Source organism: Allomuricauda sp. d1 (assembly GCF_039592695.1).
In the GTDB taxonomy this organism is placed as follows: domain Bacteria; phylum Bacteroidota; class Bacteroidia; order Flavobacteriales; family Flavobacteriaceae; genus Flagellimonas_A.
In genome coordinates, this window is record NZ_JBBUTK010000001.1 from 656108 (window position 1) to 667920 (window position 11813).

At 41.3% G+C, this 11813-nt stretch carries 12 protein-coding genes; 8 read left to right on the top strand and 4 right to left on the bottom strand.

Annotation, left to right across the window (positions count from 1 at the left end):
• Nucleotides 1–40: 40 nt before the first annotated feature.
• The 3 genes from rlmH to AAAH86_RS03090 form a co-directional block, all read right to left on the bottom strand.
• Complete coding sequence (gene rlmH, locus AAAH86_RS03080; protein ID WP_343486034.1) at nucleotides 41–514, bottom strand: 23S rRNA (pseudouridine(1915)-N(3))-methyltransferase RlmH; 474 nt, start codon at nucleotides 512–514, stop codon at nucleotides 41–43.
• Between the two features lie 204 nt (nucleotides 515–718).
• Nucleotides 719–1171 carry a hypothetical protein gene (locus tag AAAH86_RS03085; protein ID WP_343486035.1) on the bottom strand — a complete coding sequence of 151 codons (453 nt, stop codon included), beginning with the start codon at nucleotides 1169–1171 and terminating at the stop codon, nucleotides 719–721.
• Between the two features lie 9 nt (nucleotides 1172–1180).
• Nucleotides 1181–1474 (bottom strand): barstar family protein, encoded by a 294-nt coding sequence (locus tag AAAH86_RS03090; protein WP_343486036.1) that lies wholly within the window; start codon nucleotides 1472–1474, stop codon nucleotides 1181–1183.
• A gap of 249 nt (nucleotides 1475–1723) precedes the next feature.
• Between AAAH86_RS03090 and nadC the strand changes: the two genes are divergently transcribed.
• Genes nadC through priA form a run of 4 tightly spaced genes read left to right on the top strand, consistent with a single transcriptional unit; the run spans nucleotide 1724 to nucleotide 6441 of the window.
• Nucleotides 1724–2581, top strand: coding sequence for a carboxylating nicotinate-nucleotide diphosphorylase (gene nadC, locus AAAH86_RS03095; protein ID WP_343486037.1), 858 nt, complete (start codon nucleotides 1724–1726; stop codon nucleotides 2579–2581).
• Complete coding sequence (locus AAAH86_RS03100) at nucleotides 2582–3556, top strand: YihY/virulence factor BrkB family protein (protein ID WP_343486038.1); 975 nt, start codon at nucleotides 2582–2584, stop codon at nucleotides 3554–3556.
• Entirely contained in the window at nucleotides 3543–3971 is a 429-nt protein-coding gene (locus AAAH86_RS03105) for a DUF2147 domain-containing protein (RefSeq protein ID WP_343486039.1), read from the top strand. The genes AAAH86_RS03100 and AAAH86_RS03105 overlap by 14 nt, the downstream gene beginning before the upstream one ends.
• Nucleotides 3972–3984: 13 nt before the next feature.
• Complete coding sequence (gene priA / locus AAAH86_RS03110) at nucleotides 3985–6441, top strand: primosomal protein N' (RefSeq protein ID WP_343486040.1); 2457 nt, start codon at nucleotides 3985–3987, stop codon at nucleotides 6439–6441.
• On the opposite strand, the gene AAAH86_RS03115 is transcribed toward priA, so the two are convergent.
• Nucleotides 6442–7134 carry a LytTR family DNA-binding domain-containing protein gene (locus AAAH86_RS03115; RefSeq protein ID WP_343486041.1) on the bottom strand — a complete coding sequence of 231 codons (693 nt, stop codon included), beginning with the start codon at nucleotides 7132–7134 and terminating at the stop codon, nucleotides 6442–6444.
• Nucleotides 7135–7372: 238 nt separating this feature from the next.
• Between AAAH86_RS03115 and rpsF the strand changes: the two genes are divergently transcribed.
• From rpsF to AAAH86_RS03135, 4 genes are all read left to right on the top strand, one after another.
• Nucleotides 7373–7711: a 30S ribosomal protein S6 gene (gene rpsF, locus AAAH86_RS03120; RefSeq protein WP_343486042.1), complete on the top strand. Its 339-nt coding sequence runs from the start codon at nucleotides 7373–7375 to the stop codon at nucleotides 7709–7711.
• Between the two features lie 4 nt (nucleotides 7712–7715).
• Nucleotides 7716–8012 carry a 30S ribosomal protein S18 gene (rpsR, locus tag AAAH86_RS03125; RefSeq protein ID WP_343486043.1) on the top strand — a complete coding sequence of 99 codons (297 nt, stop codon included), beginning with the start codon at nucleotides 7716–7718 and terminating at the stop codon, nucleotides 8010–8012.
• 14 nt (nucleotides 8013–8026) lie between these two features.
• The gene (rplI, locus tag AAAH86_RS03130) at nucleotides 8027–8479 is read left to right on the top strand and encodes a 50S ribosomal protein L9 (RefSeq protein WP_343486044.1); all 453 of its coding nucleotides are present in this window, start codon (nucleotides 8027–8029) and stop codon (nucleotides 8477–8479) included.
• 101 nt (nucleotides 8480–8580) lie between these two features.
• Nucleotides 8581–11784 carry a carboxypeptidase regulatory-like domain-containing protein gene (locus AAAH86_RS03135; RefSeq protein WP_343486045.1) on the top strand — a complete coding sequence of 1068 codons (3204 nt, stop codon included), beginning with the start codon at nucleotides 8581–8583 and terminating at the stop codon, nucleotides 11782–11784.
• Nucleotides 11785–11813 lie beyond the last annotated feature (29 nt).

Sequence of the window (11813 nt, forward strand, 5' to 3'; positions counted from 1 at the left end):
AAGGCGGACACCTTTCCCTAACCAGGGAAAGGAGCCTTAACTAGCTGTGATGATACGGCTCATTCCGCAATATGGTGAAGGCCCGGTACAATTGCTCCACAAAAAACAATCGAACCATTTGATGTGAAAAGGTCATTTTTGAGAGGCTGATTTTCTGTTGCGCCCGTTGGTGGACTTCTTCGCTGAATCCATAGGGGCCACCGATTACAAACACCAAGTTTTTAATGCCACTGTTCATACGCTTTTGAAGCGCAGTGGCAAATGCTGTGGAAGAAAATTGTTTACCATGTTCGTCAAGCAATACCAACACATCACTTGACTGTACATTTTTTAGAATAAGTTGCCCTTCTTTTTCTTTTTGCTGGGCTTCAGAAAGGTTTTTGGTGTTTTTGATATCGGGTAACAGCCGAAAATCAAATTTGATATAGTGCCGCAACCGATTTTGATACTCGCTGATCAATTTTTGTAGCTCTGGGCTATCCGTTTTGCCGATGGCGAGTAGGGTGATGGTCATGCGTAAAAATAGCCAAACTTAAAAGTGTGAATAGGGTTAAGGATTAATAAATTATGAGGTACGACACAGTGAAACTAAATTCAGCGTGATTTTTAAGGGTTTCGCTTCCAGCCGATTTGTTTGTTTTAAAGTCTCAAGTTAGTCAGAATCTAGCAACCTGCCTGCCGGCAGGCAGGTGAATTATAGCCAATGTTGTGTGTAGTTTTATATTTTAAACCATTTTGATTCGTAATTTTTCCCGTGCGTATCTTTAATAATAGCCTTAATTTTCAAAATACCTTTAGTTTTTAAGTCTACAGATACGTCATCTGAAACATCATAAACAAATTTTTCTCCTGAATCTAGGGTTATTGGATATTTTATAACATTATCGAAACTTAAAAAGTTGAAATATTTTTGACCATCAACTTTTTTGTTCGCCTTAAAAATGGGTTGCTCAATATGTCTTTTTGGTGTTCCAACATTAACTATTGTAGTGGTTAGGAATGTTTGTGATTCGGCCAGTTTATAATTTGCAGAAACCGGGATTTTCGTAACTCGGTTGATTTTGATATTAAATTTACTCTTACGGTCAGCATAAAATTCATAAAGTCGCCAAATAAATACGATAGTGGAAACTATTGCGGCATATATTGCGACGATTAATTTGTAGTCCATTTATTTTAGTTAACAGGAGGTTGAGATAATTAAGTTCGGTTTTTCTCCCTGTTCTATTTTTCTGTAATTTACGAAGGCTCCGCATTCCAAAATTGCATTCAGTAAATCAGGTTTATTTTCTTTTAGGAAATTTCCATTTTCAATATGCAATAGTGTTGGCTGTTCCGTCAAATCGTCAACGCAATCAATCCAAGCGTTCATATTTTCACCATAATAATCTGGAAAACTCAACGCAATTTTAAATTCCGAGTGAAATGAATTCCAATCAGTCAATTTATTACCATCTATTTTGAATTTTTTCATCTCATTATTCAAATTACACATATCGTTAAAGGATATGAATTCGTTTTTTTAAATGATTTATATCCACCGGAAGCGAAGTTCGAGAAATCAAATGGTAGTTTCAAGTATCTGGCCCTTTAAGTTTTTAAGAGAATTTCAACAGTATAAAACTTAAAACGGCCAGCATCGAGCATCGAGCATCCAGCATCCAACATCCAGCATCCAACATTTCCATCTAAGAATTGTAATTTCGCAGGCAAACGCTACATCGTGATTTCAGAGCAGCAATTTCAAAAAGAATTGGACCTCATCATTTCCAATGCCATTCGTGAAGATGTGGGCGATGGCGACCACAGTTCGTTGGCCTGTATTCCAATTGAGGCTACTGGCAAGGCGAAATTGTTGGTCAAAGATGAGGGCATCATTGCTGGGGTGGAGTTCGCCAAGCAGGTTTTTCACTACGTGGATGCCGACATGAAAATCGATACCTTGATTGAAGATGGCGCAACAGTACGATATGGAGACATTGTTTTTTATGTGGAAGGTAAATCACAGAGTATTCTGAAGGCCGAACGCTTGGTGTTGAATGCCATGCAGCGTATGAGTGCCATAGCTACGAAGACCAAAAAGTTTGTGGATTTATTGAAAGGCACCGACACCAAAATTTTGGATACCCGTAAAACCACTCCCGGTATTCGCGCCCTTGAAAAATGGGCGGTCAAAATCGGTGGGGGCGAAAACCATCGCTTTGCGTTGTATGACATGATCATGCTAAAAGACAACCATATTGACTTTGCGGGCGGTATTACCAAAGCCATTGCAAAGACCAAAAAGTATTTGAACGATTCCCGAAGAGAATTAAAGATCATCGTTGAGGCACGAAATTTGGATGAAGTCAAAGAAATATTGAAATCAGAAGGGGTGTATCGAATTTTACTCGATAATTTTGATTATGAGGATACCAGAAAGGCGGTTGAATTGATTGGTGACCAGTGTTTGACCGAATCCTCTGGTGGCATCAATGAAAAGACCATTCGAAACTATGCGGAATGTGGCGTTGATTATATTTCCTCTGGTGCGCTGACCCATTCCGTTCACAATATGGACCTCAGTTTAAAAGCGGTGTAGATGTCGATGACTTTTGAGGAACGTCTTGAAAAAATACCTGTAATCAACCGTATTATCGCCTTTTTAAAGGCATTCAAGCTGAAATTGTTTGAAGACCTCTCACTGTACGATTTGATTCGCATGTACGTGGTGGGTATTTTTCAGGGCGCCTTGTCGACCCGGGCCAGTGCCATTGCCTTCAGCGTTTTTATGGCGGTATTCCCACTCTTGATTTTCTTTGTGACCCTTATACCGTTTATCATTCCCTATGTGAGCATCGGAACATCAAATTTTGATGCCCAATTCCTGAATTTCTTGGAATCTTTTTTGCCATCTGCAACGAGTGGTTATTTTGGGGATATCTACCAACAGATAAAAGACCAAAAGCAGGGCGGGCTTTTGTCTTCGGCTTTTGTGATTTCCATTTTTTTGGTCGCCAATGGGGTGAATTCCATTTTCGGGGGATTTGAAAACTCGTACCACGTTGAGTTGCGGCGTAATTTTTTAAAACAATACGCCTATGCCATGATGGTGGGGCTGATTTTATCCATATTGATTATCATCGGTGCCGTGGTGTTCGTTTATTTTGAGGTTTTTCTTGAAAACACGAACCAGTACTTCAATGAGGTCGTGGGTCTTGAAGGCCGAAAAGGAGATAGTTTTGTCATAGGATTGATAAAGTTTTTGTTCTTTGCCTTTCTGACCTATCTGATTACCGCCGTGCTCTATTATTTTGGCACCGCAGAAGGCCGCAAAGCACGGTTTTTCTCGATTGGGGCATTGATGACCACGCTCTTGTTTTTGCTTACATCGTACCTTTTCGGGATTTATGTGGATGAATTTGCACGATATAATGAACTTTATGGTGCACTGGGTGGATTACTTATTTTCATGGTCTTTATCTGGTTGAACAGCAACATATTGTTATTGGGCTTCGAACTGAATGCCACTATCAATTATTTGAAAAGAAAACACAGTTGGAATGAAAAAGAATAGGATATTACTCTTAATGCTGTTGATGCTGTCGCCATCCATCTATGCACAGACCATTTTTGGAAAGTGGAAAACCATTGACGACCGTTCGGGCAAGGCAAAATCCATTGTTGAGATATACAAGAAGGATGGCAAAGTGTATGGTGCCATCAGAAAAATTTTGGAAAAAGGCAAGGAAGATGCGGTCTGCATCAAATGTGAGGGAGATTTGAAGAACAAGCCCATTATCGGTATGAAAGCCATTAGGGGGATGAAAAAAGACGGTGATGTCTATAAAGGGGGCAAACTGTTCGATCCTGAAAACAATAGAGAGTTCAAGGGTAAAATTTGGTTGAATCCTGATAATTCTGATGAATTGATGGTAAGGGGCTACCTTGCCTTTTTCTATCGTACACAGACATGGCATCGGGTCAGGTAACAGCGTTGGGTATATGCAGTATTTTTTAGATGTTGTCTTACCGATTCCCCTTGAGCGATTTTTTACGTATCGAATTTCCAAGGAGGAAGCCGACTTTCTAAAACCTGGTATGCGGGTGGCCGTACCCTTCGGAAAGTCTAAAATCTACACTGCACTAAGCTATCGCGTACATCAAAATCCTCCGGAAGCGTATGAAGCAAAAGAAATCCATCAAATTCTGGATGAGGTTCCGCTGGTCAATGAAATACAGCTGAAGCATTGGCAATGGATTGCCGATTATTATATGTGCACTTTAGGCGAGGTGTTGCGGGGCGCATTGCCCAGTGCCTTTTTATTGGAAAGCGAGACCTTGATTTTGCCCAATAGGTCAAGCGAGATTGATGAAAATGATTTGAAGGACGATGAATTTTTGGTGTATGAAGCATTGCAACATCACGAATCGTTGAAAATAGATGACATCAGCGGAATCATTGACCGAAAGAGTGCGCTCCCGGTCATCACTCGATTGCTTCGAAAAGGAGTTATCGTACTGAAGGAAGAACTGTACGAGCAGTACAAACCAAAATTGGTGCGTTATGTCAAGATTGCATCCCAATACCAAAAAGATGAAACGCTTGAACTTTTATTAAACCAACTCTCAAGAGCACCAAAACAAAGCCAAGTGGTGATGGCCCTGTTTCAATTACAGGCTACAATCAAAAAACCCATCAAGGTCAAAGATCTGATGGCAAAAAGCGGAGCTACTTCGTCGGTAATCAAAGCATTGATTGACAAAAACATTTTTGAAGAGTACTATTTACAGCAAGACAGGGTGGTTTTTGAAACTGATGCATCAAAAAAAGAAGTCGAGTTGAACAGGGTGCAGACTGAGGCGTATCAAAACATCCTCGAAGGTTTTGCTGCCCGTAAACCAGTATTGCTTCACGGGGTGACCGCATCAGGAAAAACCGAGGTCTATGTCAAATTGATTGAAACTATCATCAAAAAGGGCAAGCAAGTATTGTACTTGCTTCCAGAGATTGCGCTCACCCCACAATTGATAGTACGTTTACAAGGTTTTTTTGGGGATAAAGTGGTTGTTTTTCATTCCAAGTACAGTTTGAACGAAAGAGTTGAGGTCTGGAACAATGTGCTCCTTCAGAAACAGAAAGCACAAATTGTCATCGGTGCCCGATCGGCATTGTTTCTTCCCTTTTCAAAATTGGGCTTGATTGTAATTGATGAAGAACACGAATCCTCTTTCAAGCAATTTGACCCTGCCCCGCGATACCATGCCCGTGATGCAGCTATGGTGTTGGCCAAACTACACGGTTGTGACACAGTTCTGGGTTCGGCCACGCCGAGTATAGAGAGCATGCACAATGTCAAGACAGATAAATATGGATATGCCGAAATCAATGAGCGCTATGGCAAGGTGTTGATGCCCGAAATTGAATTGGTCGATTTGAAAGAGGCCACCAAGAAGAAGTTGATGAAGGGCCATTTTTCAGAACGGTTGCTAAATGAAATCAACAGTGCGCTTCAACTGGGCGAACAAATCATTCTTTTTCAGAACCGCCGTGGTTTTGCACCGATTGTGGAATGTACTACCTGTGGTCATTCCCCCCAATGCCCAAATTGCGATGTGAGTCTCACCTTTCACCAATATCAAAATCAATTGCGTTGTCATTATTGTGGCTACCACATGGTGTTGGATGAAAGCTGTGTGGCCTGCGGTAGTTTTACTTTGGATAAAAAAGGATTCGGCACAGAGCAAGTGCAACAAGAATTAAAGGAACACCTGCCTGATTTCGAAATCGGTCGCATGGATTTGGACACTACCCGCGGGAAACATGGCTATGAAAAGATAATAACAGCCTTTGAACAGCAAGAGTTTGATGTGCTTGTGGGTACACAAATGGTCACCAAAGGCTTGGATTTCAGAAATGTAGGCCTTGTGGGCATCATGAATGCTGACACGCTATTGAACTTTCCAGATTATCGGGCACATGAACGTAGTTTTCAACTGTTGACCCAAGTAGCGGGCAGGGCAGGGCGTACCAAAAAACGCGGCAAAGTGCTGATTCAAACCTACAATCCGTACCATCGAATATTGCAACAAGTGACCGATAATGACTATGCGGCCATGTTTAACGACCAAAGTTATGAACGCGAACATTTTGCATATCCACCTTCCACAAAAATAATTAAAGTAACACTTAAGGATAAAGACTTCAACAAATTGAATGAATCATCTTTATGGTTTTCAGATGCTTTGCGAAACTTGTTGCCCAACCATCGGATTCTAGGGCCAGAATTTCCGCCCATATCAAGAATCAGAAGGTATTATTTGAAGAATATTTTGATAAAGATGGCCGAGGGGCAATCCCCCTCAAAAATCAAAAATGGCATTAAAAGAATCGAAAAGTCCTTTAATGCCATTTCTCAGTATAAAAGTGTCAGACTCGTCTACAATGTAGACCACATCTAGCTAGACATTGGCCAAAGCCTCGGCCAGCTCAGTCTTTTTGTTTCTGCTCAACGGTATCTGTCTCCCCCCAACTTCTACATTCTTACTGTTGAACTTTTCAATTTTTTCGAGATTTACAATATATGATTTGTGAATCCGCAGGAATTTTTCGGCAGGCAATTGCTTTTCGAAAGATTTCATTGTGGAAAGAATCACAATATTGGCCTCATCGGTGACCAGTTTAATATAGTCTCCAAGGGCTTCAATCCACTTAATGTCATTAAGGATAACCTTACGTTTTTTAAGGTTGCTCTTCACAAAGATATGCTCCTCATCCTCATTGACCCTGTTCATTTGCTCGTACTTGGTCACGGCTCTTTTTACAGAAGCCTCAAAGCGTGCAAGCGTGATGGGTTTGTGAAGGTAGTCGGTTACGTCGTAGTCAAAGGCCTTCAATGCATAGTCAGGTTTTCCTGTGATCAAGACGACCTGAGGTGGATTCTCAAGGGCCTCTAAAAGGTCAAAACCACTGATGATGGGCATTTCAACATCTAAAAAGATAAGGTCAATCTCGTTGTTCTTCAACCCGTTCTTTGCCTCTATGGCATTACTGTATTCTGCTACCAAGGCAAGATGGGGATGATTGTTGACCAATTTAGCAACGGCCATACGCTGCATTGATGAGTCGTCTACGATTATACTTCTTAATTTCATAGATTGGGGTGATTTGTGGGGTTAAATCAACGGCAAATTACATAAAAAACACGGTCAAGTACAACAAAAGATGTAAACATGGTATATTATGTTGTGTATTTAGCAATAGACGTGATGTAGGTTTTGTTCAATTGATTTTTGTTAATAACTCTATAAAATAGAAAACGAACTTTTTTCTGATTTCTTGTAATTAGACTCAAATAGTATTACTTTTGCGCTCCTTTAAAAACAAATATTTATGAACCATTACGAAACTGTTTTCATTTTGAATCCCGTTCTGTCTGACACACAGATAGAGGAAACAGTCAAGAAATTTGAGGATTTCTTGGTTAAGAATGGTGCCAAAATGGTCTCAAAAGAAAATTGGGGCCTCAAAAAGTTGGCGTATCCCATTCAGCACAAAAAAAGTGGCTTTTACCACTTATTTGAATTTACCGTTCCAGGCGAGGTGGTGAACACCTACGAAACGGAAATGATCCGTGACGAGCGCATCATGCGCTTTTTGACCGTAAAGTTGGACAAGCACGCTATTGCTTGGGCCGAGAAAAGAAGAAACAAACTAAAAGCAAAAGCATAGGGATATGGCAACTTTAGAGCAACAGGCAAAATCCAAAAAAGACGGGGAAATCAGATACCTTACCCCGCTGAACATAGAGACGACCAAGCAGAAAAAGTACTGCAGGTTCAAAAAATCAGGTATTAAGTACATCGATTACAAAGACCCCGACTTTTTGATGAAATTGGTCAATGAGCAAGGAAAAATTCTTCCGAGAAGATTAACAGGCACTTCCTTGAAATACCAACGTAAAGTGGCGCAGGCCATTAAACGCGCCCGTCATTTGGCTTTGATGCCGTATGTTGGCGATATGTTGAAATAAAAATCTTGATAAGCATGGAACTGATATTAAAAGAAGACGTACAAGATTTAGGATTCAAGGATGATTTGGTAACCGTTAAAAATGGTTACGCAAGAAACTTTTTGATTCCACAGGGCAAGGCGATGTTAGCGACTCCTTCCGCCAAAAAAATGTTGGAAGAAACCCTGAGACAACGTGCCCACAAAGAGAAAAAGATCATTGATGCAGCCAATAAGACGGCTGAGGCCCTCAAAGAGTTGGAAATCAAGATTCCCGCAAAGGCAGGAGCGGCCGATAAATTGTTTGGTTCTGTGACCAATATCGATTTGGCGGCAGCACTTGAAAAAGAAGGGCATTCCATCGAAAAGAAATACATCAGCATACAAGGAGGTGCCGTAAAACGCTTGGGCCCATATAATGCCCAAATCAGATTGCACCGCGAGGTGGTCGTTGATTTTCCATTTGAGGTGATTGCCGAGGCAAAATAAGCGTTAAGAATTAGTTAATAACTAGTAAAGAGCTATGCATGCATAGCTCTTTTTTTTGCACTATGTTTGCACAAATGTGAACTAAACTTAACACGAACACGATGAAGAAATTACTACTAACATTGGTGGCCATGTTCATGGCCACATTTGCATTTTCACAGGTCACTACCTCTAACATCAGGGGTACGGTACTTGATGATCAGGGTGAGCCCCTCTTGGGTGCCAACATTGTCGCGGTTCATACCCCAACCGGAACCAAATACGGCTCAATTACAAATGAGCAAGGGCGCTACAACCTTTTGAACCTTCGGGTAGGTGGGCCTTATGAGGTCACTGTTTCTTATGTAGGCTTCAAAACTGAGGTTCAGAACGACATATTTTTATCATTAGGAAAAACTTCAAACGTTAATTTTGCCTTGGCAACCGATAGTCAAGAACTGGATGAGGTAGTCCTTGTCTCTGACCAAACGGGAACATTTGGGAGTGATAGAACGGGTGCAGCCACTAGTATCAGTAGGGGAGACCTCAAAAAGTTGCCCACAATCTCCCGTTCTGCAAGCGATTTTATCCGATTGGAGCCTGCAGCTTCTTCAGGAGCATCAGGATTATCTTTTGGCGGCCGAAACGACCAATACAATAATTTTTCACTTGACGGTGCGATTTTCAACAATCCATTTGGTTTGGATGCAGCGACACCGGGCGGACAGACCAATGCACAACCCATCTCATTGGACGCTATAGACCAGATAGCTGTAACTACAGCGCCGTATGATGTTACACAATCAGGTTTTACCGGAGCTTCTGTAGATGCGGTAACAAAAAGTGGTACCAATCAATTTTACGCTACGGCTTATGGTTTCTTTAGAAACGATGATTTGACAGGAGGCAAAATCAATGGAGATGACGTCACAAAGACCGGGCTTGAACAATATCAGTATGGTATTAGTATTGGTGGGCCAATTGTTAAAAACAAATTGTTCTTCTTCGCAAACTTTGAACGTGATCAATTGACCGAACTGGGAACTGACGGTTTTGTGCCCAGTGGTTCAGGCCCAGATGGCATCAGTACCTCAAGAGTCACTTTGCAAGATATGCAGTTGGTAGATAATATCTTGAGACAGGTGGTTATTGGGCAAGATGCCCAAGGAAACCCTATTTTCTATAATCCGGGAGCAATTACTGGCTTTAATTTCGATCAAGAGTCTACTAAAGGAATCATTAAGTTGGATTGGAACATCAATGACAACAATCGGTTGGCATTGATTTATAACTTTTTAAGGGCTTCAAAAGGAAAGCCGGCCAACCGAGATGCAATAACCTTTCGCGGACCCAGCACACAGACACTACAGTTTGAAAATGCAGGCTACGAAATCAACAATAACATCAACTCCATACAGCTTGAATTGAATAGCACCATCAGCAACGAGGCAACAAACAAGTTACAGGTTGGCTATACGCATTTTGATGATTTTAGAGATCCGTTTTCTACTCCTGCCCCAAGTATCTACCTTTTAGATGATACAGGCAGCTCAAACTACATTATAGCGGGCCATGAACCCTTTTCAATCAACAACCGTCTTGATCAAAAAGTTTTCCAGGTTACGGATAATCTGAATTTTTTCACTGGCGACCATACATTCACTGTGGGGTTCTCTTTCGAAAAGTTTCAATTTGACAACTCCTTTAATCTTGGGTTCTATGGTGCACAAGGGGTTTTCTTCCCTTCTGGTTCAATAGCTGACTTTAGAAATCTCGATGCTGCTGGTGAAGCTGCTTTGGTGGCAGCTTACCAATCACAATTTGATGCTGCCATTGCAACGGCTAATAATAACAATCAATTTCCTGATGGTACTCCCGGCGGATGGTCCTTGGCAGAAACCAATGTGGGCCAATTGTCTTTCTACCTACAAGATCAATGGGATGCGACTGATAATTTCAAGTTGACCTATGGGGTTCGTTTTGATAGACCACTCTATTTTGATACCGGAGACAAGATTAGAGAGAACATTGAGCGAAAAGGGGGAACACTTGCTGAGGGGGGCACCTATGCACCAGATATTCAATATTTTGATCCTGACACTAACGAGCCTATCACAATTGACTCTGAGCAATTGCCAAATGATAATTGGTTGGTTTCACCGCGGATTGGTTTTAATTGGGATATTAATGGAGACCAAACAACTCAACTTAGGGGGGGCTCAGGATTGTTTACAGGCCGTTTTCCGTTCGTTTGGTTGGGCAATCAGGTACAAGGCACTGATTTCTTTTTCTATCAAGTGGTGGATCCTGACTTTCAATGGCCTCAAGTATGGAGAACCAATCTTGGGCTTGATAAACGGTTCGAGAATGGAATCATTTTAACAGCTGATTTATCCTATACAAAAGATATCAATGCCGCGCATGTACAAAACTGGGGATTGGGCCAACCATCCGCTACACTACAGGGTGTTGACAATCGTGCAGTATACACCAATGACGATAAGTCACAGTTGTTTGGCGGACCCACCAGTGCATTTGTGTTTACGAATTCAGATCAAGGAAGAATTTGGAATGCCACTTTAAAGTTGCAGAAGACTTTTGACAATGGGTTGTACACACAGTTGGCCTATAACTATTTAGACGCTAAAGAAGTCAATTCAATCGATGCTGAAATCACCGGAGATGCTTTCGCAGGTAACGCGATTGTCGGCAATGCAAACCGTGATGTGCTTTCAAATTCACGATATGGAGATGCCCACAGAATAATAGGAATCATTTCAAAGTCATTTAAAACAGGCACCACGATTTCCACATTCTTTGAGTATGCAAAAAGTGGTCGGTTCAATTACATTTACGGCGGCGATATCAACAATGATGGATCCAGCATTAACGATTTGATTTACATCCCAACTTCGAGTGAATTGGGCCAGATGAATTTTAGCGGGCCTGGACAAGCAGAGGCATTCGAGGCATTTATTCAGCAAGATGATTATTTGAGCGACAATAGAGGAAGTTATGCAGAACGCTATGGTGCTTTGGCACCTTGGAGAGGTCGCTGGGATGTCAAGGTATTGCAAGACATCAAAATCAATGATAGAAACAGGTTTCAATTGAGTCTTGACATTCTGAATATTGGTAATTTGATTAATTCTGATTGGGGCGTGGTTGAACGTCAAGATTTTGACCAATTACTTGGAGTGACCGTTGATGATACCAATACACCCACATTTACTTTTGACCCGAACAGGACAAATACATTCTCAGCCGATACGAGATTGTTATCAAGATGGCAGGCACAGGTAGGTGTTCGCTATATTTTAGATTAGAATTCAAATAATTTCCTTTGACAGCCCTG